Source organism: Planobispora longispora (genome assembly GCF_016863135.1).
GTDB lineage: Bacteria > Actinomycetota > Actinomycetes > Streptosporangiales > Streptosporangiaceae > Planobispora > Planobispora longispora.
Map to the genome: position 1 here is coordinate 89811 of NZ_BOOH01000034.1, position 23605 is coordinate 113415.

Annotated in this window: 22 protein-coding genes; 11 read left to right on the forward strand and 11 right to left on the reverse strand. The window is 72.5% G+C overall.

Annotation, left to right across the window (positions count from 1 at the left end):
- The first annotated feature begins 79 nt into the window (after positions 1 to 79).
- Positions 80 to 1291, forward strand: a complete 1212-nt coding sequence (locus tag Plo01_RS20725; protein WP_203892305.1) for an FAD-dependent monooxygenase — start codon at positions 80 to 82, stop codon at positions 1289 to 1291.
- 112 nt (positions 1292 to 1403) lie between these two features.
- Positions 1404 to 2702: a DUF2252 domain-containing protein gene (locus Plo01_RS20730; protein WP_203892306.1), complete on the forward strand. Its 1299-nt coding sequence runs from the start codon at positions 1404 to 1406 to the stop codon at positions 2700 to 2702.
- Positions 2703 to 2785: 83 nt separating this feature from the next.
- On the opposite strand, the gene Plo01_RS20735 is transcribed toward Plo01_RS20730, so the two are convergent.
- The 5 genes from Plo01_RS20735 to Plo01_RS20755 form a co-directional block, all read right to left on the reverse strand.
- Complete coding sequence (locus Plo01_RS20735; protein WP_203892307.1) at positions 2786 to 3754, reverse strand: ABC transporter ATP-binding protein; 969 nt, start codon at positions 3752 to 3754, stop codon at positions 2786 to 2788.
- Entirely contained in the window at positions 3751 to 4875 is a 1125-nt protein-coding gene (locus Plo01_RS20740; protein WP_203892308.1) for an ABC transporter ATP-binding protein, read from the reverse strand. The genes Plo01_RS20735 and Plo01_RS20740 overlap by 4 nt, the downstream gene beginning before the upstream one ends.
- Entirely contained in the window at positions 4872 to 5750 is an 879-nt protein-coding gene (locus tag Plo01_RS20745) for an ABC transporter permease (RefSeq protein ID WP_203892309.1), read from the reverse strand. Before Plo01_RS20745 ends, Plo01_RS20740 begins: the two co-directional genes overlap by 4 nt.
- 67 nt (positions 5751 to 5817) lie before the next feature.
- Positions 5818 to 6903 carry an ABC transporter permease gene (locus Plo01_RS20750; protein WP_239316732.1) on the reverse strand — a complete coding sequence of 362 codons (1086 nt, stop codon included), beginning with the start codon at positions 6901 to 6903 and terminating at the stop codon, positions 5818 to 5820.
- 160 nt (positions 6904 to 7063) lie between these two features.
- Positions 7064 to 8908, reverse strand: a complete 1845-nt coding sequence (locus Plo01_RS20755) for an ABC transporter substrate-binding protein (protein ID WP_203892310.1) — start codon at positions 8906 to 8908, stop codon at positions 7064 to 7066.
- A gap of 194 nt (positions 8909 to 9102) precedes the next feature.
- Here Plo01_RS20755 and Plo01_RS20760 point away from each other — a divergent pair, with 194 nt between their 5' ends.
- From Plo01_RS20760 to Plo01_RS20770, 3 genes are all read left to right on the forward strand, one after another.
- The gene (locus Plo01_RS20760) at positions 9103 to 9864 is read left to right on the forward strand and encodes an SDR family oxidoreductase (RefSeq protein ID WP_203892311.1); all 762 of its coding nucleotides are present in this window, start codon (positions 9103 to 9105) and stop codon (positions 9862 to 9864) included.
- 56 nt (positions 9865 to 9920) lie between these two features.
- On the forward strand, positions 9921 to 12488 hold the full coding sequence (locus tag Plo01_RS20765; protein ID WP_203892312.1) for a M14 family zinc carboxypeptidase: 2568 nt from the start codon (positions 9921 to 9923) through the stop codon (positions 12486 to 12488).
- A gap of 472 nt (positions 12489 to 12960) precedes the next feature.
- A complete protein-coding gene (locus Plo01_RS20770; RefSeq protein WP_203892313.1) occupies positions 12961 to 13158 on the forward strand; it encodes a hypothetical protein in 198 nt (65 codons plus the stop codon).
- Between the two features lie 2 nt (positions 13159 to 13160).
- Here Plo01_RS20770 and Plo01_RS20775 read toward each other — a convergent pair whose 3' ends face one another.
- Positions 13161 to 13562 carry a hypothetical protein gene (locus tag Plo01_RS20775; protein WP_203892314.1) on the reverse strand — a complete coding sequence of 134 codons (402 nt, stop codon included), beginning with the start codon at positions 13560 to 13562 and terminating at the stop codon, positions 13161 to 13163.
- A 212-nt stretch (positions 13563 to 13774) separates the two neighbouring features.
- Here Plo01_RS20775 and Plo01_RS20780 point away from each other — a divergent pair, with 212 nt between their 5' ends.
- From Plo01_RS20780 to Plo01_RS20790, 3 genes are all read left to right on the forward strand, one after another.
- Positions 13775 to 14125, forward strand: coding sequence for a YciI family protein (locus Plo01_RS20780; RefSeq protein ID WP_203892315.1), 351 nt, complete (start codon positions 13775 to 13777; stop codon positions 14123 to 14125).
- Positions 14126 to 14277: 152 nt separating this feature from the next.
- Positions 14278 to 15555 (forward strand): RNA polymerase sigma factor, encoded by a 1278-nt coding sequence (locus tag Plo01_RS20785; protein ID WP_239316734.1) that lies wholly within the window; start codon positions 14278 to 14280, stop codon positions 15553 to 15555.
- Positions 15556 to 15724: 169 nt separating this feature from the next.
- Positions 15725 to 16369: a flavin reductase family protein gene (locus tag Plo01_RS20790; RefSeq protein WP_203892317.1), complete on the forward strand. Its 645-nt coding sequence runs from the start codon at positions 15725 to 15727 to the stop codon at positions 16367 to 16369.
- Positions 16370 to 16376: 7 nt separating this feature from the next.
- Here Plo01_RS20790 and Plo01_RS20795 read toward each other — a convergent pair whose 3' ends face one another.
- The 4 genes from Plo01_RS20795 to Plo01_RS20810 all read right to left on the reverse strand — a co-directional run bounded on the left by Plo01_RS20795 (position 16377) and on the right by Plo01_RS20810 (position 19440).
- Entirely contained in the window at positions 16377 to 16919 is a 543-nt protein-coding gene (locus tag Plo01_RS20795; RefSeq protein WP_203892318.1) for an RNA 2'-phosphotransferase, read from the reverse strand.
- 80 nt (positions 16920 to 16999) lie between these two features.
- A complete protein-coding gene (locus tag Plo01_RS20800; protein WP_203892319.1) occupies positions 17000 to 17551 on the reverse strand; it encodes a histidine phosphatase family protein in 552 nt (183 codons plus the stop codon).
- 26 nt (positions 17552 to 17577) lie between these two features.
- The gene (locus tag Plo01_RS20805) at positions 17578 to 18408 is read right to left on the reverse strand and encodes an ATP-grasp domain-containing protein (protein WP_239316736.1); all 831 of its coding nucleotides are present in this window, start codon (positions 18406 to 18408) and stop codon (positions 17578 to 17580) included.
- A gap of 126 nt (positions 18409 to 18534) precedes the next feature.
- A complete protein-coding gene (locus tag Plo01_RS20810) occupies positions 18535 to 19440 on the reverse strand; it encodes an SDR family oxidoreductase (protein ID WP_203892321.1) in 906 nt (301 codons plus the stop codon).
- 204 nt (positions 19441 to 19644) lie between these two features.
- On the opposite strand from Plo01_RS20810, the gene Plo01_RS20815 reads away from it, so the two are divergent.
- Together Plo01_RS20815 and Plo01_RS20820 are read left to right on the forward strand one after the other, a co-directional pair.
- Positions 19645 to 20289 (forward strand): PadR family transcriptional regulator, encoded by a 645-nt coding sequence (locus Plo01_RS20815; RefSeq protein ID WP_203892322.1) that lies wholly within the window; start codon positions 19645 to 19647, stop codon positions 20287 to 20289.
- A gap of 73 nt (positions 20290 to 20362) precedes the next feature.
- Positions 20363 to 20887 carry an FAD-dependent oxidoreductase gene (locus tag Plo01_RS20820; RefSeq protein ID WP_203892323.1) on the forward strand — a complete coding sequence of 175 codons (525 nt, stop codon included), beginning with the start codon at positions 20363 to 20365 and terminating at the stop codon, positions 20885 to 20887.
- A 192-nt stretch (positions 20888 to 21079) separates the two neighbouring features.
- Here the strand turns inward: Plo01_RS20820 and Plo01_RS20825 are convergent, their stop codons facing one another.
- Positions 21080 to 22588 carry a glycoside hydrolase family 3 protein gene (locus Plo01_RS20825; protein ID WP_203892324.1) on the reverse strand — a complete coding sequence of 503 codons (1509 nt, stop codon included), beginning with the start codon at positions 22586 to 22588 and terminating at the stop codon, positions 21080 to 21082.
- A gap of 329 nt (positions 22589 to 22917) precedes the next feature.
- Between Plo01_RS20825 and Plo01_RS20830 the strand changes: the two genes are divergently transcribed.
- Complete coding sequence (locus Plo01_RS20830) at positions 22918 to 23601, forward strand: TetR/AcrR family transcriptional regulator (RefSeq protein ID WP_373871703.1); 684 nt, start codon at positions 22918 to 22920, stop codon at positions 23599 to 23601.
- Positions 23602 to 23605 lie beyond the last annotated feature (4 nt).

A 23605-nucleotide genomic window follows, 5' to 3' on the forward strand; every position in this document is an offset into this window, starting at 1 on the left:
GGGCGCGGTCAGCGCTCCCGTCGATGCTTCTCGGCAGGCCCCTCACGGGCCGGTCCGACGACACGACGAGGAGTCCTCCGTGAAGAACACGAACGTGCTGATCTCCGGCGCCGGCATCGCCGGGCCCGCGCTGGCGCACTGGCTGAGCCGGTACGGCTTCGCCGTCACGGTGGTGGAGCGGGCCCCGGCCCTGCGCGAGGGCGGCCAGGCGGTCGACTTCCGCGGCGCGGCGCACATGGGCATGCTGCGGCGCATGGGCGTCCTGGCGGACATCCGCCGGCTGCGGACCACCCCGGGCCCGCTGACCGTGGTCGACGGGGCCGGGACGCCGCTGGTGAGCCTGCCGCCGGAGTTCACCGGCGGCGAGGTGGAGATCCTCCGGGGCGACCTGAGCCGCCTGCTGTACGAGCGGACCAGGGACGACGTCGAATACGTCTTCGGCGACTCCATCGTCTCCATGGACGAGACCGCCGCCGGGGTGGACGTCGCCTTCGACCGCGGCGCCCCGCGCAGGTTCGACCTGGTCATCGGGGCCGACGGCCTGCACTCCACCGTGCGCGGACTGACCTTCGGCCCCGAGGAGCGGTTCGTCCACCCGTCCGGCTACCACGTCGCGATCTTCACCACGGACGACGACCCCGGCCTCGGTCCGGGCTCGCTGATGTACACCGAGCCCGGCAGGGCCGTGGCCGCGGGCGGTCAGGGCGGCCGTACCGACGTCATGTGCGTCTTCTCCGCCGAACTGCCGGCCTACGACCACCGCGACGTCGCGAGGCACCGGGAGATCCTGGCCGGCGCGTACGAGGGCATGGGCTGGCTCGCCCCGCGGCTGATGACGGCCGTGTGGGAGGCCGACGACCTGTACTTCGACTCCATCGCCATGGTGCGCATGGACCGCTTCACCGGCGGGCGCGTGGCGCTGCTCGGGGACGCCGGGTACGGCGCCACCTGCGGCGGCATGGGCGCCGGGATGGCGATGATCTCCTCCTACGTGCTGGCCGGGGAGCTGGCGGAGGCCGGCGGCGACCACCGCTCCGCCTTCCCCCGCTACGAGGAGGCGATCCGCGGCTACGCCCGCGCCTGCCAGAAGGTCGCCGGCAACGTCGGGCCGTTCTTCGCGCCGCCGACCGCCAGGAAGATCCGGAGCCGGAACCGGGCCTACCGGATGCTGACCTCCCCGCTGCTGGGCGGTCTCCTCAACCGGCTGACCACCAGGGCCGCGAACTCGATCACGCTGAAGGACTACGGGAGCGCGCGGAGCACGAACGGCTCGCCGCACACGATCCCGTGATCGGCAGTCGCGCCCCCAAGATCCCATTGATTACTGATATGCCGTTAATACGTTCCAAAATCCTCCTTCGTCATCTGGCGGACACCGGTTCTGCGGGTTTACCGTGCGCATCATGACCACCGACGGGCGCTCGGCCCACATACTCGACGTCCTCGTCACCGAGTTCGGTGACTCCATGGCGATCGACCCGCCCGCCTTCCGGCGTAAGTTCCGGAAGATGGCGGCCTCCCCGTTCGCTTTCTACCGGGGCAGCGCCTGCCTGTTCTACGCGGACATGACCGGCGCGTTCGCCGACGACGCGTTCCTGGACGGCCCGACGAGCCGGGTGTGGATCCACGGTGACCTGCACGCCGAGAACTTCGGCACCTACATGAACGCCTCGGGCGTCCTCGTGTTCAACGTCAACGACTTCGACGAGGCCTACGTCGGCCCCTACGTGTGGGACCTCAAGCGCTTCGCCGCCAGCGTCGCGCTGATCGGCTACGCCAAAGCGCTCTCGGACGAGATGATCTCGGGTCTGGTCACCGAGTTCACCCGCGCCTACCTGGCCGAGCTGAACGGCATCGCGCACGACGGCGACGACGCGATCGGCTCGCTGACGCTGAAGACCACCAGCGGCGTGCTCCACCAGGTGCTGCAGCGCGCCCGGCTGCACACCCGGGTGGCCCTGCTGGACCTGGAGACCACGGTCGAGAACTACGACCGCCGCTTCGCCGTCATGGAGGGCCGTCACCCGGTCGACGAGGAGACGCGGCACGCGGTCGAGGCGGCCTTCCAGGACTACCTGACCACCCTCCCCTCGGTCTCCGAGGTCGAGCACCGGATCAAGGACGTCGCGCTGCGCAAGGGCGTCGGCATCGGCTCGGCCGGACTGCCCTCCTACAACCTGCTGCTGGAGGGCCACACCGAGGCGCTGGAGAACGACGTCATCCTCTACATGAAGCAGGCGCAGGTCCCGGCCGTGGCCCGGCACATCGCCGACGAGAAGGTGCACGGCTACTTCAGGCACCAAGGCCACCGCACCGCCGAGTCCCAGCGCGCCCTGCAGGCCTACGCCGACCCCTGGCTCGGGTACACCGAGCTGAACGGCGTCGGCCAGCTCGTCGCCGAGATCAGCCCGTACTCCGCGGACCTCGACTGGGGTGACGTGAACGAGCCGGAGGAACTCGCCTCCGTCATCCGCGACCTGGGCACCGCGGTGGCCCGCATGCACTCGGTGGCCGACGACGAGTCCAGCCACGACCTGGTCGACTTCTCCACCGAGGACGCGATCACGGCCGTGATCGGCGACGACGAGAAGGGCTTCACGGCCATGCTCGTCGACTTCGCCCACGCCTACGGCGCCCAGGCCAGGGCCGACCACCAGCTCTTCGTCGACCTGTTCCGCAACGGCCGCCTCCCCGGCCTCTGAGCCTCCGGGGCGCGGACCTCCCGCCGGGCGACAGGCCCGCGCCGGACCCAGGCTCCCGGCCGAGCTCGGATCCCCCGCCGGGCTCAGAGCGGGGCCCGGCTCACCTCGGCGAAATAGCAGGCGACCCGGGAGCCCGGCACGGCGGGCAGGATGCTCAGCGGCTGCGACCGGCAGCGCCCGTCGACCCCGGCCTCGGCCGCCTTCCCCCCGGCCAGGACCTGGCAGCGGGGGTGGAAGCGGCAGCCCCCGGGGACACGGGTCGGGTCCGGTGGCTCGCCGCCCAGCACGATGGGCGCCGGCGACTCCGGGAGCACCGAGAGAAGCGCCTGGGTGTAGGGGTGGGAGGGCGCGCTCAGCACCTGCTCGACGGGGCCCGACTCGACGATCCTGCCGAGGTACATCACCGCGACGCGGTCGGCGATGTTCCAGGCCAGGCCGAGGTCGTGGGTGACCACCAGCGCGGACAGGCCCAGCTCCGCCCGCAGGCGCAGCAGCAGGGCGAGGATCTCGCCGCGGACGGAGGCGTCCAGGGAGGCGACGGGTTCGTCGGCGACCAGGACCTTGGGATCGAGGGCGAGCGCCCCGGCGATGACCACGCGCTGGCGCTGCCCGCCGGACAGCTCGTGCGGGTACACCGGGAAGAACCGCTCCGGCGGGCGGAGCCCGGCCCGCGACAGCGCCGAGGCGACCCGTTCCCGCTCGCCGGGCAGGCCGTGGATGCGCGGCCCCTCGGCCACCGCCTCGTAGACGGTGTGCCGGGGGTTGAGCGAGCCGGTCGGATCCTGCGGCACCAGCTGGACCTCGCGGCGGTAGGCCTTGAGCGCGCGGGTGGAGTAGGTCAGGGGCGCGCCGCCGTACCGGACGGCGCCCGAGGCGGGCCGTTCCAGGCCGAGCAGGGTGCGGGCCAGCGTCGTCTTGCCGCAGCCGGACTCCCCGACGAGCGCGACGATCTCGCCCTCGCCGACGGTGAGGTTGACCCCGTCCACCGCCCGGGCCCGCCGCCCGCGCGAGGTGAACTCCACGTGCACGTCCACGGCTTCGAGCAGGGTCATGCGCTCTCCTTCGCCGGTCGCCCGGCCGGGGTCTCGTCCTCACCGGTCGTCTCCGGCTCCGGTCCCGCCTCCGGATCCGGCAGGACGTGGACGCACGCGGCGGTGTGCGAGGGAGCGGAGCTCGCGGGGCTCGCGGGCTCTTCCGGAGCGCGGTCGGCGGGCCACAGCTCGACGTCCCGCCACGCGCAGGACGGCAGCGCCACCGGGCAGCGGGGGTGGAAGGAACAGCCGCCCGGCAGCCGCATCGGATCGGGCGGGTCGCCGCCCAGGCCCCGGGGCGCCATGCGGGAGGCGAAGTCGCCGACCGTGGGGAACGCCTCGGCCAGCGCCCTGCTGTACGGGTGCCGGGCGCCGGTGAAGACCTCCCGTGACGGCCCCGTCTCGACCAGCCGCCCGGCGTACATCACCGCCAGCCGGTCGCACGTCGCCGCCAGCACCGACAGGTCGTGCGAGATCATGATCAGGCTGATGCCCCGGCCGGCGATGAGCGAGCGGATCAGCGTGAGCACCTGGGCCTGGATCATCACGTCCAGGGCCGTCGTCGGCTCGTCGGCGATGATCAGCTGGGGCTCGCAGGCCAGCGCCATGGCGATCATCACGCGCTGGCGCTGCCCGCCGGACAGCTCGTGCGGGTAGCTCCGGGCCCGCCAGGCGGGCAGGCCCACCTGCTCCAGCAGCTCGGTCACCCGCGTGCGCGCCCGCGCCGGGGTCGCCATGCGGTGCACCAGCAGCGGCTCGGCGATCTGCGTGCCGACCCGGCGCACCGGGTTCAGCGCGTGCTGGGCCCCCTGGAAGACCACCGAGGCCGACGCCCACCGCACCGCGCGCAGCCGTCCCCACGTCATCGCGAGCACGTCCTCGCCGTCCAGCATGATCTCGCCGGTCACCCGGGCGGTCTTCGGCAGCAGCCGGAGCAGGGCCAGCGCCAGCGTCGACTTCCCCGATCCGGACTCCCCGGCGACGCCGAGGGCCTCGCCCTCGGCCAGCTCCAGCGAGACCCCGCGCACGGCGGGGACGTCCCCGGCGGCGCTCCGGTAGGTGACCGCCACGTCGCGCAGCTCCAGCAGCCCTCCCCGCCGCGCCTCCGGCCGGGTTCCCGGCCGCGTCTCCGGTGATGTCACGAGACCCCCCGCAGGCGTGGGTTGAGGACGACCTCCAGCGCCCGGCCGCAGAGCGTGAACGCCAGGACGACCGCGACGATGCACAGGCCCGGCGGCAGGACGTACCACCACGCGCCGGAGGTGACCGCGCCCCAGTCGTAGGAGCCGCGCAGCATGCTGCCCCACGACGCCTGCCCGGCGTCCGCGCCGAGGAAGGCCAGGGTCGACTCGGTGACGATGGCGCCGGCCACCGTGAGGGTGGTGTTGGCGAGCACCAGCGGCGCGACGTTGGGCAGCACGTGCCGGGTCATGACGTGCCAGTGCCCCCCGCCCAGCACCCGGGAGCGCTCGACGTACGGCCGGGCCTCCACCGCCAGCGTCTGCGCCCGGATCAGCCGGGCCGTCGACGCCCAGGAGGTCACCCCGATCGCCAGGACGATCGTGGAGGTGCCGCCGCCGAGGATGGCGGCGAGCACCAGCGCCAGCACGAGCGTGGGCAGGACCAGGAACCAGTCCGTGATCCGCATCAGCACGGCCGACGGCCAGCCCCGGAAGTGCCCCGCGGTGATCCCGACGACCGTGCCGATCACCATGCTGAGCAGCGCGGACAGGAAGCCGATGAGCAGGGACACCCGCGAGCCCCACAGGATCATCAGCAGGATCGAGCGGCCCGACTCGTCGGTGCCGAGCGGGAACCCGAGGCTCGGCGGCGCCATCTTCTCGCCCGTCGCCCTGGTCACGTCCAGTCCCGACGGGTCGGTGAGCAGGGGGGTGAGCAGGGCCGCCAGGACGGCCACGACCAGGATGGCGGCGCCGTACATCCCGGACCGCTGCGCGCGGTACTCCCGCCAGAACCGGGCGAGCCCCTCGCGGCGGCGCGCCGTCACATCACTCATGCGGCTTCCCCGCCCGGCGGCTCGGGGCCCGCGTCCGCGGGCGCGCCGTGTCCGTCGATCCGCTCGCTCATGCAGACCTCACTCTGGGGTCCAGGACGTGGTAGAGCACGTCGGCCAGCGTGTTCATGACGATCACCGCGACGCACAGGACCATGAACGTCCCCTGCATCACGGCGAAGTCGGGGCCCTTGATCGCCTCGTAGAACAGCAGGCCCAGGCCCGGCCAGGAGTAGACGGTCTCGGTCGTCACCGCGCCCTGGACCACCAGCCCGATGTGCAGGAAGACCAGTGTCACCGTGGGCAGCAGGGCGTTGGGCACCGCGTGCCGCCGGCGCACCTCGGCGTCGCGCAGGCCCTTGGCGCGGGCGGTGGTCACGTAGTCCTGGCCGATCTCGTCGAGCAGGGACGAGCGCATCACCACCAGGTACTGGGCGTAGACGACGGCGACCAGGGTGACGCACGGCAGCACCAGGTGGTGGGCGACGTGCAGCAGGTAGAGCGGGCCGTCCGGCGCGTCGACGTCCTCCATGCCCCGGGTGGGGAAGATCCCCGGGATCGGCCCCACCCCGGCCGCGAAGACCATCAGCAGCAGCAGCCCGAGCCAGAACGTCGGCACCGACCACAGGGTGAGCGAGAGCCCGGTGGAGAAGCGGTCCAGCCGCCCCCCGTGGTTCCAGGCGGCCCTGGCGCCCTGCCACAGGCCCAGCGTGACGGCGACCGCCAGGCCGGTGCCGACCAGCAGCAGGGTCGGGCCGAGCCGCTCGCCGATGAGCTCGGCGACCGGCCTGCGGTACTCGTAGGAGGTGCCGAGGTCCCCCCGGAGGGACTTGAGCACGAAGTCCAGGAACTGCTCCGGCAGCGGGCGGTCCAGCCCCATCTGGCGGCGGAGCAGGGTGAGCTGGTCGGGGCTGAGCGGCACGTCCCTGGTGTAGGCGACCGCCGGGTCGCCGGGGATCAGCCGGAACAGGAAGAACGTCGCGACCACGACCATGCCGATGCTCAGGAGCGCGCCGCCGAGCTTGGCCAGGGCGTAGCGGATCAGGCCCCGTCCGGTTCCGCGGGCGCCGCGGAGCCCGGACGGCGCGGCTCCGCCCGCGGCGCCCTCTGCGGAGCCCGCCGGTCCGACGGGCTCCATCTCGGTGGGTACGGCCATGCGCGCTTACCCGCGGCCGGTCTCGGCGGGCACTGCCGTGCGGTTCCCGCGCTTCCCGCGCTTCCCGCAGTCCGCGCGGTTCATGCGACCCCCGCGGTTCGAGCGGTGGCCACGGTTCGAGCGGTGGCCTCGCTTCATGCGATCCGTACGGTCCACGGGCCTACTCCCGGTCGTCCGCGGCGGCACGGCGCCGCCGGGCCAGGAGATACCCGCCCGCGCCGAGGATCACCACCGCGCCCGCGACGATCCCGGCGATCAGGCCGGCGGAGGAGCCGCCGTCCCCGGACGATCCGGCCGGGGTGGCGACCGCCTGGAGCGAGTAGACGGGCCAGTAGCCGCTGCCGCCGTACAGGATGCCCTTGTCCTCCGGGATCGGAGTGATCGAGGTGATCCGGTCCTTGCGGTAGGCCTCCAGGTTGTTCGGGTAGTAGATGGCGATGATCGGCGCGTCGGTGTAGAGCTTCTCCTGCATCTGCTTGATCAGCTCGATGCGCTTGGGCCGGTCGAGCTCGGCCAGCTGCCGCTGGTAGAGCTTCTCGTACTCCTCGTCGCAGTAGAACGACTCGGTGCCGCCGCCCTCGCCGGCCGCCGTCGGCCGCCGGCTGCACAGGTGGGTGGCGAAGACCTCCTCCGGGTCGGGGTTGACCGACCAGCCGCTGATGGCGATGTCGTAGAGGGCGGTGCTCCCGGTCTCCTCGGTGAACTTGTTGGAGTCGAGCTTGCGCGTGGTCAGCTGGATGCCGATGTCCTTGAGCCAGCCGGTGAGGAACTGGGCCAGCTTGTCCTCGACCGGGTCCTCGGTGTGGATGCTGAAGCGCATCTCCAGTTTGCGGTCCCCGTCCGGCATGGTGCGGATGCCGTCGGAGCCCTTCTTGTACCCGGCGGCGTCGAGGATCTCGTTGGCCCGGGCCGGGTCGAAGGCGACCCGCGTGTCACCCTCGGCCTGCCAGAAGAAGTCCTTGTACATGGGCGGGACGATCGAGCCGTGGGCGGGCGCGGCCAGGCCGTTCTGCACCTGGTCGACCAGGGCCTGCTTGTCGATCGCATGGTGGATCGCCTGGCGCACCTTCGGGTCCTTCAGGGCCGGGTGGCCGTCGCCGATCTCCTTCCCGTCGGCGGTCGCCGCTCCGGGGTTGATCTGCAGGTAGGAGGCCCGGCGGCCCTGCGTGTTCCACTGCACGATGTCCGGGTCGCCGGCCAGGGCCTGGAACTGCGGGCCGGCCAGCCGGCCGATCCAGTCGATGTCGCCCTTCTTCAGCCCGACGTTGGCCGCCTCGGGGTTCTCATAGAAGATCACGTGCAGTTCGTCGATCTTGGGGGCGCCGCGCCAGTAGCCCGGGTTGGCCTTCAGCTTCACGTAGGCGTTCTTCTTGTGCTCGATCGCGATGTAGGGCCCGTTGCCGACGGCCGGGTACTGCTCGGCCTCGAAGGCGGCGATGTCGGTGACCTTCTCCCAGACGTGCTTGGGCATGATCGGGATCGGCAGCTCCAGCATCGAGGCCTGCGGCTGCTTCGTCTTGATCACCAGCGTGCGGTCGTCGGAGGCGGTCACGCTGTCGAAGTTCTCCACCGCGGGGCCGTTGGCCGTCTTCGCCCCGTCATCGGTCATGATCTTGTTGAGGGTCCACGCGGCGTCGTGCGCGGTGACCGGGGCGCCGTCGGACCACTTCGTGTCGCGGATCTTGAAGGTCCAGGTCAGCTTGTCGTCCGAGGTCTCCCACGACTCCGCCAGGTCCGGGCTCGGTGCGAGGGTCTTGGAGTCCGGGGTCGTCAGGTAGGCGTACATCCACCGGTGGACCCCGGTGGAGACCACCCGGACCGCCAGGAAGGGGTTCATCGAATCGATGGCCTGTATCGCGCCCAGGCGGACGATCCTCTTGCCCGCCGCGGGGTCCTGCGCCGCCTGCGCCGGCACGGCCGGTCCCGCCTGCGCGGCGGTCGCGGGGAAGGCCGCGAGCGACAGCCCCAGCCCCAGCGCCGCCAGCCGCACGCCCAATCTGGTCATGATGGTGCCCTCACCTTCGAACCAGCGAATCGTTGTAGTCGAAGTCACACCCTGTCGGGACGCCGTGTCAACGAGCGATGGAAGATTGTTTCACTCTTGTTTCTTTTTCCGGCATTATTTTTCACCTCGGGCGAGGGTCAAAACCGACCAGTCGGTATGGACGGGGCGGCGGCCGTACGGCATGCTTACCGGACATGAGTCTGTTCTCCGTGGAAGGCAAGACAGTCGTGGTCACGGGCGGATCCCGGGGGATCGGCCGGATGATCGCGGCGGGGTTCGTGGACGCCGGGGCCACGGTCTACATCTCCTCGCGCAAGGCCGCCGACGTCGAGAAGACGGCCGCCGAACTGGGCTGCGCCGCCGTACCGGCCGACCTGTCCACCCCCGACGGCGTCGCCACGCTCGTGGAGGCGGTCTCCGCCCGCGAGGAGCGGCTGGACGTGCTGGTCAACAACGCCGGGGCGACCTGGGGCGCGCCGCTGGAGGAGTACCCCGACCACGCCTTCGACAAGCTCTGGAACGTCAACGTCAAGGGCGTGTTCTACCTGACCCAGCGGTTCCTGCCGCTGCTGCGCGCCGCCGCGTCCGCCGAGGACCCGGCCCGGGTGATCAACATCGGATCCGTCGACGGCATCCGGGTGCCCGCGATGGAGACCTACGCCTACTCCACGACCAAGGCGGCCGTGCACATGCTCACCCGCCAGCTGGCGCACCGGCTCGCCGCCGAGTCGATCACGGTCAACGCGATCGCGCCCGGCCCGTTCGAGTCCAAGATGATGGCCTTCGCCCTCAACGACCCGGGCACCCGTGACGCGGTCGCGGCGAGCGTGCCGCTCGGCCGGATCGGCACCCCGGAGGACATGGCGGGCGCCGCGATCTACCTCTCCTCCCGGGCGGGCGCCTACCTCACCGGGGCCGTGATCCCGGTGGACGGCGGCATCACCACCCACGGCTAACCCCTCCACCCGCGACCGGGTCCGCCCATCCTCGGCACAACCACACATTTCGTATCTTGCTGGCGACGATCACGGGTGACACCGTGATCGTCATGGCGAACCGCTTCAAAGTGATCGCGACGGCCGTCCTGGCCGTCGCCGTCACGCTCCCCGCCGGGGCCGCCCACGCGGACCCCGCCCCGGCCGCATCCCCCGCCCCCGCCCTCACCGGCTGCGACGCCACCCAGACCGCCCCCTCCTACACCGGCGGCGTGCCCACGCCCCGGAGCGTGCTCGGCTTCGACCTCGGCGAGCGCGAGGTCACCGTCGCCGAGTCCGACACCCTGCTGGCCGCGATCGACGCCGCCAGCGACCGGGTCGTCTCCGGCACGCTGGCCACCAGCGCCCAGGGACGCGCGCTGAAGTACGCGATCGTCGGCGCCCCCCGGAACCTCCGGGCCCTGCCCGCGATCGAGGCCGCGATCAAGACGCTGCGCAACCCGCTCACCCCCGAGCCCGCCGCCCGCGCCCTGGCCCGGAAGACGCCCGCGATCCTCTGGGTCGCCGGGAACGTCCACGGCGGCGAGGAGAGCGGCACCGACGCCGCCCTGAAGACCCTCTACGACCTCGCCGGGCGCGACGACTGCGCGGCCCGGCGCATCCTGGACAACGCCGTCGTCGTCGTCCTGCCCACGCAGAACCCCGACGGCCGCGAGGCCGACACCCGGCGCAACGCCTACGCCTTCGACATGAACCGCGACTGGTTCGCCCGGACCCAGCCGGAGACCGACGGCAAGATCGAGCTGCTCCGGAAGTACCCGCCGCAGCTGTTCATCGACGCCCACGAGATGGGCGGCACGGAGTACTTCTTCCCGCCGAACGCCGACCCGATCTACCACGACATCGCCGAGCCGGCGGTCTCCTGGATCAACGACGTCTACGGCGCCTCGATGATCGCCGAGTTCACCCGGCGCGGCATCCCCTTCTTCAACCGCGACGTCTACGACCTGTTCTACATGGGCTACGGCGACACGGTCCCGGTGACCGGCTTCAACGCCGCGGGCATGACCTTCGAGAAGGGCGGCTCCTCCCCGATCGCCGCCCGCACCTTCGAGCAGTGGCTCACCCAGTGGGTCTCCCTGTCGGCCGCGGCCGACCGGAGGGCCGAGATCCTCACCGCCTGGGCGGGCATGCACCGGGAGGCGTTCAGGCAGGGCCTGGCCGGTGAGCTGGAGCCGAACAAGGTCTACAACCCGGGCAACGAGGTCATCACCCAGGTCCCGGACCGCAAGGTCCGCCACTACTTCCTGCGCGCCGACGACCCGGCCAAGAAGGCCGGGACCGAGCTGATCGTGCGCCGCCTGCAGCGCATGGACGTGCAGGTGTTCAAGCTCGCGCGGCCGCTGACGGTAAGGGACTTCAAGGCGTACGGCCGTCCCGAGGCGAAGACCACCCTGCCCGCGGGCACCTACTGGATCCCCATGGCCCAGGGCCAGAAGCACTGGATCCAGGCCATGCTGAACGAGGACACCTACACGCCGTTCCCGTACTTCTACGACGTCACGGCCTGGAGCCTGCCGCTGCTGGCCAACGTCTCCGGCGGCTCCTCCGGCGCCGTGCTGCTCCCGGCCGCGGTCCCGGTCAGGCCCGTCGCCGCCCCCTCGGGCCGGATCACCACCTCCCGGAAGATCGGCGTGCTCCAGCTGGCCGGTCCGGCCCAGGCCGCCAACGAGTCCACCGGCTGGCTCCGCCACCGGCTGGACCGCGACTGGCGGGTCCCGTACGAGGTGCTCGTCCCCGCCGACGTCGCCGCCGGCAGGCTCGCCGGGCTCGACGTGCTGCTGGTCCCGGACGGCCCGGCGGCGGCGGGCAACGAGACCCTCGGCGAGGCGGGCCGTGCCGCGCTGCGGGAATGGGTGGCCGCGGGCGGCCGGTACGTCGGCTGGGCGGGCGGCACGCGACTGGCCGCGCTGGCGGGCGTCTCCGGCGTCACGCTGGCCGAGCCGACCTCCGACGTGCCCGGCTCGCTGTTCCGGACGAACGTCTCCGACGGGCCCCTGGGCGCGGGCGTCGGGCCGCACGTCATGACCTTCTACGCCTACGACCTGGTGATGCGGGCCGCCGACCCGTCCCACGCGGTCGTCTCCTACCCGGCTCCGGACTCACCCGACTGGTACGTGTCCGGCTTCGCGGCGGGCGCCGAGGAACTCGGCGGCACGGCCGCGGTGGTCGACGAGCCGGTCGGCGCGGGCCACGCGGTGCTGTTCGCCGCCGACCCGAACTTCCGCGCCTTCACCGACGGCACCGCCAAGCTCGTCGCCAACGCCGTCACCGCCGACCTGCCCTCCGCGCGGGCCAGGGCCGCGGCCCCCGCGCCGGAGGCGTCCCGCGCCGCGGCGGCCGTGCCCGACCGGGAGTCCCCGATCCGGATCACCGTCCCGGCGGCCCAGAAGGCCGAGCTCGCCGCGGTCCTGACCGGCTACGGAGCCGCCTGGACCGAGCAGCCCGCCCCCGGCGGCGCGGCCCGCCTGGTGGTCGCCAACCCCGGCGGCCTGAGCCTGGACGAGCACCCGTGGGCGGCCAGGCTCCCCGCGGCCCTGCGCGCGGCGGGCGTCTCACCGCTCGCGGTGGTCCTTCCCCGCTGATCCGCCCGGTACGGCGTGCGTCCCCCTCGTGGGGACGCACGCCGTACCCCCGGCGCATCGAATGGTCCGGAACCGGGAACCCGTGGCGGGCGATCAGCCGGCCGGTATCCGGCGCCCGTGGGTGAGTGGTTAGGTATTAGAGACGATCCGCGGGAAAGGCGGCGGTTTGGCATGTCGGGGAAGCACGGCGACGACCTGTCGCACTGGATCGGCGACCCGCTGGTGGTCCAGCGGGTGTTCGACCAGCTGCCGCTGATCATCGGCGCCCTGGAGGGCCCGGAGCACCGGTTCGTGGCGACCACCGCCCTCCAGCGCGCCTACGCCGACCGCGACAGCGTGATCGGCATGCGGTGGGAGGACGCCTACCCCGAAGTCGTCAGCCAGCAGTTCAAACCGGCCTTCGACCGGGTCTACGCCTCCGGGCAGCCGGCTCACCCGCATCGCCGGCGTCACCGGCACCCGCTCGCTGACCGTGGACCTGACCGGGGTGACCCACCTGGCCAGCGCCGGCGTCGCCGTCCTGCACCGGCTGCTCGCCCTGCACCGCGACAACGGCACCACGCTGCAGCTCTACGCGCCGATCGGCACGCCCGCCGACGTGATCCTGTCACTGGTGAACGTCGCGCACGAGACCCACGATCCGCACGATGTATCAGACGCGTCCGATTGAGTTCAGGTCTCCACCGCCTCCCCTGCCGAGACGCGGGCCGGTCGCGGCGGGCGCCGGTCGAGCGCCTGGGCCCACTTGGCCGCGACGGCGGCGACCTGGATCAGCTCGGTCCGCAGCGCCTCGGGGTCGTCCTCGGCGAACGCCTCCAGCACCTCCTCGATCAGGATGTGCCGCCAGGTCAGCGTGCCGTCCGCGAAGGCCGCCCCGGTCTCCTCCTTGGCCCGCTCGGCATCGGCCGTCCCCTCCGGGCCGGTGCCGTCGGGGATGTCCTGGATCCCCCACCGGGCGTCCTGGGCGGCCCGCTCCGCGCCGATCTCGGCGAGCACCCGGGCCAGCGAGCCCGGCACGCCGAAGTCTCCGTCCGCGGGCGTCGTGCGCTGCGGCGTTGTTCCATCGATGTCCACGCCGGGGAACGCTACCGCTCCGCGACGCCCGCAGCCGATCTCCTCACCGAGATCGCGTCCCCTGGGTGACGGGGCCGGGCGCGGCGCCGGCCTCCCGGAACCCGTCGCGGAAAAATCTTCCGGGGGCGTGTCCATCCGGAGGTGTCCCGTTCGTCGTCATGGCGTACGGCGAGCACGCCGTACGAGATCACACAGAACGCAGGAGTCGGACCATGAAGTACATGCTGCTGATCAACGCCGCGATGGACGATGAGACCGGCCCCGTCGGCAACGGGTGCACCGTCGAGGACTGGATGGCCTACGACAAGACCGTGAAGGACGCGGGGATCTTCGTCACCGGGCACTCGCTGGCGGATCTGGTCACCGCCACGACGGTCCGGGTCGGTCCCGGCGGCGAGCGGACCATCACCACGGACGGGCCCTTCGCCGAGACGCGCGAGGTCCTCGGCGGCTACTACGTGATCGACGTGCCGGACCTCGACGTCGCCCTCGACTGGGCCGCCCGCTGCCCCGGGTCGTGGGGCGGCGGCTCGGTCGTGGTGCGGCCGGTCGCCGAGTTCTAGGCCCGACGGCCATGGACGAGCGAGCCGCCGAGACCTCGGGACCCACGGGATCCGCCGGGGAACCGCCCGCCGGACCGGCTGCGGGGCCTCCCGCGGGATCCGCCGGGGAACCGGCTGCCGGACCGGCTGCGGGGCCTCCCGCGGAGTGGGCCGTGGAGGCGGTGTTCCGTGAGGAGCGCGGCCGGTTGCTCGCCGCCCTCGCCCGCCGCTTCGGCGACCTCGACCTGGCCGAGGAGGTCGCCTCCGAGGCGGTCGAGGCGGCGCTGGTGCACTGGCCGGTCGAGGGCGTCCCGCCCAAGCCCGGCGCCTGGCTGATGACGACGGCGCGGCGCAAGGCCGTCGACCGGCTGCGGCGGGACAAGGTCTACGCCGCACGGCTCGCCATCCTGCAGGCGGAGGCGGACCGGGCCGGTCCCGTCCCGTCCCCGGACCCGGACGCCGATCTGCCCGACGAGCGGCTGCAGCTGTTCTTCACCTGCGCCCACCCGGCCCTTCCCGCCGAGGACCGGGGCGCGCTGACCCTGCGCTGTCTCGCCGGGCTGACCACGCCCGAGGTGGCACGGGCCTTCCTCGTGCCGGTCGAGACGATGGCCAAGCGCATCGTCCGGGCGAAGAAGAAGATCCGCGAGGCCCGCATCCCGTTCCGCGTGCCCGGCCCGGACGAGCTGCCCGGACGGCTGCCGGGAGTGCTCCAGGTCATCTACTCGATCTTCACCGAGGGCTACGCGGCCAGCTCGGGCCCGGATCTGCAACGGCTCGACCTCGCCGAGGAGGCCATCCGGCTGGCGCGGATCCTGCGCCGGCTGCTGCCCGCCGAGCGGGAGGTCGCGGGCCTGCTCGGACTGATGCTGCTGATCCACGCGCGGCGCGACGCACGGACCGGCCCGGACGGCGGGCTCGTGCTCCTCGACGACCAGGACCGCGGCCGCTGGGACCGTACGATGATCGAGGAGGGCCGCGGCCTGGTGGTCGTCGCGCTGACCGGCGGCCCGCCCGGCCCGTACGGGGTGCAGGCCGCCATCGCCGCCCTGCACGACGAGGCCGCGAACGTCGCGACCACCGACTGGCCCCAGATCGTGGCGCTCTACGACGTGCTGCTCGTGCTGACCCCGTCCCCGATCGTCGCGCTGAACCGCGCCGCGGCGGTGGCGATGCGCGACGGCCCGGAGGCGGGCCTGGCGCTGCTCGACGAGCTGGCCGGCGAGCCCCGGCTGCGCGGCTACCCCCCGTACCCGACGGCCCGGGCCGACCTGCTGTTCCGGATCGGCCGCCTCCCCGAGGCCGCGGCGGCCTACCGGGAGGCGCTCGGCCTGGCCGGCAGCGAGCCCGAGCGGGCGCACCTGCGGCGCAGACTGGCCGCGGCCGAGGCGGCGGACCCGGGGGCGCGACAGGCTCGTGACGGCGGGCCGGACGGTATGCCGCACGTGTGACGGCGCCCGGGACGACCTGACCGGCTTGTGACGCGCGCAGCCGGTGATCACTCCGCCACCCGGCTCGACGTCTGTTTTCCGCCAGCGCCCCCCCTCGGCCGGTCACGCACACTTGATCTCGTACCCGTCACGCTCGCCGCAGCGTTCCCGACCCCCAGAGGGTGGACTCGTGCACAAGGTCTCCGACTTGAAGGTGCTGTACTTCGGCACGCCCGTCGTACTGATCAGCTCCCGCAACCCCGACGGCGGCGCCAACCTCGCGCCGATGTCCTCGGCGTGGTGGCTGGGCCAGTCCTGCATGCTCGGCCTCGGCAATTCCGCCCAGACCACGGCCAATCTCCGGCGGGAACGGGAGTGCGTGCTGAACCTGGCGCCGTCGTCGCTCGTCGACGCGGTCGACCGGCTCGCCATGACCACCGGCGCCCCCGTCGTGCCACGGCGCAAGGCGGAGATGGGCTATCGCTACGAGCCGCGCAAGTTCGCCGCCGCGGGGCTGACCGAACAGCCTTCGGATCTGGTCGCCCCGCCGCGCGTCCTGGAGTGCCCGATCCAGCTGGAGTGCGAGGTGGTGGCCGCGCATCCGTTCGGCGATCACGGCGCGACCGCCACCGCGTTCCACGTCACGGTCCGCCGCGCCCACGTCCACGAGGAACTCGTCATCCCGGGGACGCACTACGTCGACCCGATCGCCTGGGACCCGCTCATCATGAAGTTCTGCGAGTTCTTCGGCGACGCGCGCAACGTCCGGTCGTCCCGGCTCGCCGCGGGCTGGCGGATGCCGCACGACCTGCGGGCCCCGGCCGAGGTCTCCTAGGACCGGCTCAGCCCGGGAACCGGATGAACGACGGCGGGACGTGGTCGGACAGCCAGACGCCGTTGGCGCTGAGGCGGAACTCGTGCCCGGCGGCGCGCATCGCGCCCGCGTCGACGGCCAGCACGACCGGCCTGCCGCGGCGGCCCCCGACGCGGGCTGCGGTCTCGCGGTCGGGCGACAGGTGGACGTGGTGGCGGCTCATCGGCCGCAGTCCCTCGGCGCGGATCGCGGCCAGGTTGCGGGCCACCGTGCCGTGGTAGAGGAACGCGGGCGGCTCGGTCACCGGCAGGTCGAGGTCCACGGCCACCGAGTGGCCCTGGCTGGCCCGGATCATGCCGTCCCCGACGGCGTAGCGCCGCTTGTCGTTGGCCGCCACGACCTGCTCCAGCTCGTCCCGCGAGATCGGGAACCCGTGCGCCGCCGCGGCCGACAGCAGCACGTCGATCTCCACCCAACCGCGCTCGTCCAGCGTGATCCCGATCCGCTCGGGCTGGTGCCGCAGGTGTTTCGCCAGATACTTGGAGATCTTCACCAGCCGCCGGTCGTCCATCGCGTCCTCCCCCGTACCGGGCGACCGTCCCGTCCCGGCTCTCACGGCGTCATGAGAGCGCCGGGCCTCTCCGGCCGCCTTCACCCGTCCCATCCGTCGGGCAGCGTGTAGGTCCAGCCTTCCCGCCAGGCGAACGGCGCGTCCACGAGTTTTTCCAGCGGCTCCCCGCCGAGCAGGTGGTCCAGCGCCCACCGGTTGGCCGAGTGGGCGATCACCAGCACCCTGCGGCCGTCCCATCCCGCGGCCAGGTCGCGCAGGAAGTCACGGGTCTGCTCGACCACCTGCCGGTAGCTCTGCCCGCCCGGCCACGGCTCGTCGACGCGCGCGGACCGCTCGGCTGCGAGGCGGGCGACGGGCATGCCGTTCCACTCGCCGTAGTCGCACTCGCGCAGCCGGGCGTCCCGGCGGATCGGGATCTCCCCGCCGGGAAAGGCGATCTCCGCCGTCTGCACGGCGCGGCGCAGGTCGGAGGTGAAGACCGCGGCCAGCCCGTCGTCCCGGCGGCGCTCGCCCAGGCTCCGGGCCAGCTCCCTGCCGCGCGGCGACAGCTCGCCGGGGAGCCAGCCGGTCGCGGTCCCGGCCTCGTTGTCGGTCGTGATCGAGTGCGTCTCGTAGACGATCGTGACGGCCACGACAGCCGAGGCTACGTCACCTCACCTCACGCCGGGGAGACCCACTCGCGCAGGGCCCGGGCCAGGTTGGCCGCCGCGTCCGGGGCGTAGCGCAGGAACAGGTAGGGCTCGGCGAGCTCGATCTCGATGAGGGCCGGGCTGCCGTCGGGGAGCCGGACCATGTCCACCCGGGCGTACAGCACGCCGGGGAACTCCGCGAGGACCCGCTCGGCGAGGGCGACCTGGTCGGGCTCCGGGGTGCGGAGATCCGCCCGGGCGTTGTCGGCGTCCGGCGCGGCGGTGCCCCCGGCGAGCATCGGGTTGCGCCGTACGGTGTGACTGAGCCGCCCGCCGAAGTAGAGCAGCGAGGTCTCCCCCTCGGCCTCGACCATGTCCAGGTACGGCTGGACCATCGCGGTACGGCCCTCGGCCGCCAGCAGGGCCGCGTGGGCCCCCGCCTTCTCCCGGTCGACGGTCCTGATCGTGTCGCGGGCGCCCGCCGAGATCGCGGGCTTGACCACGTACTCGTCGAGGACCGGCAGGTCCGCGTCCCGTCCGGGCTCGACCCAGGAGGTGGGGATGGACGGGACCGGCAGGTCGCGCAGGTAGGTCTTGTCGGTGTTGCGCTCCAGCACGGCGGCGGGGTTGGCCAGCCGGGTCACCGCCTCGACGCGGCGCGCCCAGGCCAGGAACTCCTCGCGGCGGGCCACGTAGTCCCAGACCGAGCGGACCACGACGGCGTCGAAGGAGGCCCAGTCGACGGAGGGGTCGTCCCAGCGCACGATCCGCCCGGTGATGCCCTCCTCGGCCCAGGCGGCGAGCGCGATCTCCTTCTCGTCGTCGAACCCGTCCAGGTCTTCGTACGTCACGTACGCCACGGAGATGCTCACCGAAACGCCCCAAATGTCAGCATTTAAATAACATTAGAGACATTACACATCGGAAGTGAGATCCATCCCGGCGGGTTCCGGCGCCGCCCCGGGAGGGCGTTCAGGCAGGGGCGCTCACGCGCCGTACACCGGCTCCGGCCCGGGCGCGCCGGCGAGCAGCTTGGCGACCGCCTCGCCGACCTCGGCCGGTTCCCAGCGGGCGTCCCGCTCCGCGCGCGGGCCGTGCCGCCAGCCGTCGGCGAGCGCGATGCTCCCGCCCTCCACCTCGAACATCCGCCCGGTGACGTGCGCCGAATCCGCCGATCCCAGCCAGACCACCACAGGAGCCACGTTGGCCGGGTCCATGGCGTCGAAACCGCTCTCCGGCCGGGCCATCATCTCGGCGAAGACCTCCTCGGTCATCCGGGTCCGGGCGGCCGGGGCGATCCCGTTCACGGTCACGCCGTAGCGGCCCAGCTCGGCCGCCGCGACCAGGGTGAGGGCCGCGATGCCCGCCTTGGCGGCGGCGTAGTTGCCCTGCCCGACGCTGCCGAACAGGCCCGCCCCCGAGGAGGTGTTGATCACCCTGGCGTCCACCCGCTCGCCGGACTTCGACCGCTCCCGCCAGTGCGCCGAAGCATGGCGCAGCGGCAGGAAGTGCCCCTTGAGATGGACGCGGATCACGTCGTCCCACTCCTGCTCGGTCATCGAGACCAGCATCCGGTCGCGGACGAACCCGGCGTTGTTCACCAGGACGTCGAGCCTGCCGAAGGCGCTCAGCGCCATCTTCACCAGGCGCGCCGAGCCGTCCCAGTCGGCGATGTCGTCGCTGTTGGCCACCGCCTGCCCGCCCAGGGCGCGGATCTCCTCGACCACCTCCAGGGCGGGGCCTCCGGAGCGGCCCGTCCCCCCGGGCCCGGCGCCCAGGTCGTTGACCACGACCTTCGCCCCCTGGCGGGCGAACTCCAGGGCGTGCTCCCTGCCGATGCCGCGCCCGGCGCCGGTAACGATCACCACGCGCCCGTCACAGATCCCGCTCATGCCAAGGTCCCTTCGCCGTGATCATCCAGAGTTTCCCGGGCGTTCACCCGCCCTGTCCAGACACGGTCCCCAGCCGGAGGGGTCCGGCCGTCATTTTACCAAGCAAGCGTTAGGTCGAACAGGGGGTGGCTGCCCGCCTCCTTGCTTCGAGGGGCGTACGGACACATATTCGTTCACGAGTATTCGTTGACGAGCGAAGGTCTGATGAGCAAACGACGCAAGGTGGGGAACCTGCTCGCGCCGGCGCTGCTCGCCACCGTCATCCAGCGGCCGACGCATCCGTACGAGATGGCCTCCCTGCTACGGGCCCGCGGCAAGGAAGACGACATGGAGATCAAGTGGGGCTCCCTGTACACCGTGGTGGGAAACCTGGTCAAACACGGATTCCTCGAAGTCGCGGACACCACGCGGCGGGGCGCCCGACCGGAGCGGACGGTCTACCGGATCACCGACGCCGGGCGCGCCGAACTGGTCGACTGGGCTCGCGAACTGGTCTCCATCCCGCAACCCGAGCACCCGAAGTTCAAGGCCGGGCTGTCCGTGCTCGCGACGCTCTCCCCCGACGAGGCCACGACTCTGCTGCGCGACCGGCTCGACAGGCTGGAGCAGGCGATCGCGGCGTCACGCGCGTCACTGACGCGGTACGGCCGGGACGTCCCCCGGCTGTTCCTCGTCGAGGACGAGTACGAACTCGCCGTCCGCGAGGCGGAGGCTGCATGGGTGCGCTCGCTGCTCGACGAGCTCGCCTCCGGCGCCTTCCCCGGCCTGGCCATGTGGCGGCGGTGGCACGCCACCGGCGAGATCCCACCCGAAATGGCCGAACTGGCGGAGAGAGGGAGCGTGGACTGAACGACCCCGGCGGGGTGTCGGCGCACCACCGCCGGGGTCATCGGCTTCGAGCGCGAGTTCCGTGGGAGAACCCATGACGAAAGCACGCACAGCACTGATCATCGGCGGTGGGATCGCCGGTCCGGTCACCGCCCTGGCCCTGCGCAGGGCAGGCGTCGAGGCGACCGTCTACGAGGCGTATCCGAGTACGGCGGACGGCGTCGGCGGCACGCTCGCCCTCGCCCCCAACGGGCTGGCCGCGCTCGACGTGGTCGGCGCCCGCGAGGCGGTGGCGGCCCGCGCCCTGCCGATCCCCCGGACGGTGATGTCGTTCGGCGGCAAGAAGGTCGAGATCCCCCGGCTGGCCGGCCTGCCGCCGCTGCACCTGGTGCACCGGGCCGATCTCCACCGCGCCCTGCACGACGTCGCGGCGGCCCGCGGCATCCGGGTCGAGCACGGCAGACGCCTGGTGTCCGCCGAGCAGGGCGCCACCGGCGCGCTCATGCCGCTGCTGATGAGAACGGTGATGAGGCCGGAGAAGAACGCCGGCCCGGTACAGCGGTACCGCATCGACTGGGACGCCCCTGCGGATTCGGACGGCGTGACGGCGCCCGCCTGACTACCGGCCGTTACCGGAGGCGTAATTCGCCTCCGGCACAAGAACCGCCTTTACGAAGTAATGTCAGCCCATTCCGGAAATATCAACACCTGGAGTCGCGAGTACGGACACCCCGCGCGGACCGGCCGGGCAGGACGATCCGCGCGGGCAGGGCGACCGGCCAGGCGGGGGGGAGGTCGGGCGGGCGGGAGGTCAGGCGGGAAGGTCTCCGGCGAGCAGTTCGGCCGCCGCCTGGCCGCAGACCCGGGCGGAGCCGTGGGTGGCGATGTGCACGGCGCCGAGGTCGGAGCGGCCGGGCAGTCCCATCTCGACCACGACCGCGTCCGGGCGGGCCGCCAGCAGGTGGGCGAGCGCGTCCGTCTGCCAGGCGTGGCGATGGGCGTCGCGGACCACGGCCACCAGGGGGCGGCCCGCGGCGGACGCCAGGACGGCCTCGACCGCACCCCCGGTCGCGGTCGAGGCGCCCAGGCGGGTCACCGTGGTGCCGGGCAGGAGCTTGCCGAGCGGCTCTCCGACGCCCCACGGCGTGCTCTTGTCGATGGCGAGGTTCATCTCCGGGGCGAGTTCGACGACGTGCGGCGGGGCGGGCAGGGGCAGGACCGCGTCCGCCGAGCGCCGGGTGACCCGCAGGGCGCGCCGGGCGGCGGCCATGCCGACCGGGACGTCGCCGGGGCGGCCGGGAACGGCCGGGGGGATGCGGCCGGAGGCGCCCCAGACGGCGAGCGCCTCGACCCTGCGGGCCGCGTCGGCGAGCCGCTCCTCGGGCAGCCATCCCTCGATCACGGCGTCCACGATGGCGTCGCGGATCGAGACGGCGGTCCGCTCGTCGGCGTGCTCCCCGCCCACGCAGACGGCGTCGGCGCCCGCGGCGATCGCGCGGGCGGACGCTCCGCCGATGCCGTAGGGGCCGGAGACGGCTGCCATCTCGATGCCGTCGGTGATGATCACGCCGTCGAAGCCCATCTCGACCCTCAGCAGGTCGTGCAGGATCCGGGCGCTGAGCGTCGCGGGCATCTCCGTGTCGTAGGCGGGGACCAGCAGGTGGCCGGTCATGACCAGGCGCACACCGGCCTCGATGGCCGCCCGGAAGGGACGCAGCGCCACCTCGTGGAGTTCCTCGGCGGTGGCGGCGATCAGCGGGAGTCCGTGGTGGGAGTCCACCGAGGTGTCCCCGTGGCCGGGGAAGTGCTTGGCGCAGGCGGCCACGTGGGCGGACTGCAGGCCCTTGATCCAGGCGACGGTGTGCCGGGCGACGAGGTCGGGGTCGGCGCCGAAGGAACGCAGTCCGATGACCGGGTTGTCCGGGTTGGAGTTGACGTCCGCCGAGGGCGCGAAGTCCAGGTTGACACCCGCCCGGGCGAGGTCGTGGCCGAGCTCCCTGGCGATCTCCTCGGTGAGCTCGGCGTCGTCCACGACGCCGAGCGCGAAGTTCCCCGGCCGGGTGCTCCCGGCGGCGGCCTCCAGGCGGGTGACCTCCCCGGACTCCTCGTCGATGCCGACGAGCACGCACGGGTTCTCCGCGCGGAGCGCGGCCGTCAACTCGGCCACCTGGGGCGGGGAGGCGATGTTCCGGGAGAAGAGGACCACCCCGGTCAGTCCGCCGGCCAGACGCCTGCGGACCCAGTCGGGCGGGGTCTTGCCCTCGAACCCCGGGAAAACGACCGTGTCGGCCAGACGGAGCAGCTCCGGTCCGCGCTTCATGCATCCTCCTCGCCTGGCGGATCGGCGGCATGACATGCCGAGAGCGCGCAGACAACCGTCATCCCGAACCCGCCGGGAAAGCGCTCCCCGCGGGCTTGGGGTAAATCTAATAGGAAAGTTTCCTATTAGCCATAGTGCTGACCATGGCTCTTTTCGCATAAGTCGGTTGAGCGGTGCGACGGAGGCACCGCTTGAGGGCGGAGAACGACCCGCGGCCGGGGCGTCCGGAGCGCCCCGGCGAGGCGATCCGGGCGCTCGCCGGAGCGGGACGAACCGGCGCGTTCTCGTGAACAAGCGATTGCGCAAGGGCTCATAATGGAACGGTGAACATGCGAAAGAACTCCGGCGGCGCCGCCACCACCCCGGTCAAGCGCCAGGGCACGACGAAGCGCGCGGCCGCATCCGGCTCCGCCTCGGAGCGCCGCGATCACCTCGTCAAGCTCGCCGCCGAGCTCTTCGCCCGCAAGGGGTTCCAGGCGACCACCGTCCGCGAGATCGCGGAGGAGGCCGGAATTCTATCCGGGAGTCTCTACCACCACTTCGACTCCAAGGAGACGATCGTCGACGAGGTGCTCAGCACCTTCCTCGACGACCTCGTCGGCCGCTACCGCGCCGCGCTGGAGCAGGGCGGCGACCCCCGCACGGTCCTGTCGGAGATGGTGCGGATCGGTTTCAGCACCCTCGAACCGCACCGCGCGGCGATCACGGTCATGCAGAACGACTGGAACTACCTGCGCTCCCTCCCCGGCGACCGCTTCGACTACCTGGTCAAGGCGGAGGAGGAGGTCGAGCGCATGTGGGTCGAGCAGATCAAGCGCGGCCAGGCCGCCGGCCAGTTCCGGGGAGACGTGGACCCCAAGCTCACCTACCGCATGATCCGCGACACCATCTGGGTCGCCGTCCGCTGGTTCCGCCCGGGCGGCCGCCTCAACACCGCCGGTCTCGCCGACCACTACGTCACCGTCCTCTTCGACGGGCTGGCCACCGGAGAGCGCACCAGCCAGAAGGCGTGACACT

Excerpts from the sequence above, each read along its gene's own strand:
- Plo01_RS20730 (WP_203892306.1), top strand. The coding sequence starts at position 1,404 with ATGACCACCGACGGGCGCTCGGCCCACATACTCGACGTCCTCGTCACC.
- Plo01_RS20735 (WP_203892307.1), bottom strand. The coding sequence starts at position 3,754 with ATGACCCTGCTCGAAGCCGTGGACGTGCACGTGGAGTTCACCTCGCGC.
- Plo01_RS20745 (WP_203892309.1), bottom strand. The coding sequence starts at position 5,750 with ATGAGTGATGTGACGGCGCGCCGCCGCGAGGGGCTCGCCCGGTTCTGG.
- Plo01_RS20750 (WP_239316732.1), bottom strand. The coding sequence starts at position 6,903 with ATGGCCGTACCCACCGAGATGGAGCCCGTCGGACCGGCGGGCTCCGCA.
- Plo01_RS20755 (WP_203892310.1), bottom strand. The coding sequence starts at position 8,908 with ATGACCAGATTGGGCGTGCGGCTGGCGGCGCTGGGGCTGGGGCTGTCG.
- Plo01_RS20760 (WP_203892311.1), top strand. The coding sequence starts at position 9,103 with ATGAGTCTGTTCTCCGTGGAAGGCAAGACAGTCGTGGTCACGGGCGGA.
- Plo01_RS20780 (WP_203892315.1), top strand. The coding sequence starts at position 13,775 with ATGAAGTACATGCTGCTGATCAACGCCGCGATGGACGATGAGACCGGC.
- Plo01_RS20795 (WP_203892318.1), bottom strand. The coding sequence starts at position 16,919 with ATGGACGACCGGCGGCTGGTGAAGATCTCCAAGTATCTGGCGAAACAC.
- Plo01_RS20810 (WP_203892321.1), bottom strand. The coding sequence starts at position 19,440 with ATGAGCGGGATCTGTGACGGGCGCGTGGTGATCGTTACCGGCGCCGGG.
- Plo01_RS20815 (WP_203892322.1), top strand. The coding sequence starts at position 19,645 with ATGAGCAAACGACGCAAGGTGGGGAACCTGCTCGCGCCGGCGCTGCTC.
- Plo01_RS20820 (WP_203892323.1), top strand. The coding sequence starts at position 20,363 with ATGACGAAAGCACGCACAGCACTGATCATCGGCGGTGGGATCGCCGGT.
- Plo01_RS20825 (WP_203892324.1), bottom strand. The coding sequence starts at position 22,588 with ATGAAGCGCGGACCGGAGCTGCTCCGTCTGGCCGACACGGTCGTTTTC.
- Plo01_RS20830 (WP_373871703.1), top strand. The coding sequence starts at position 22,918 with ATGCGAAAGAACTCCGGCGGCGCCGCCACCACCCCGGTCAAGCGCCAG.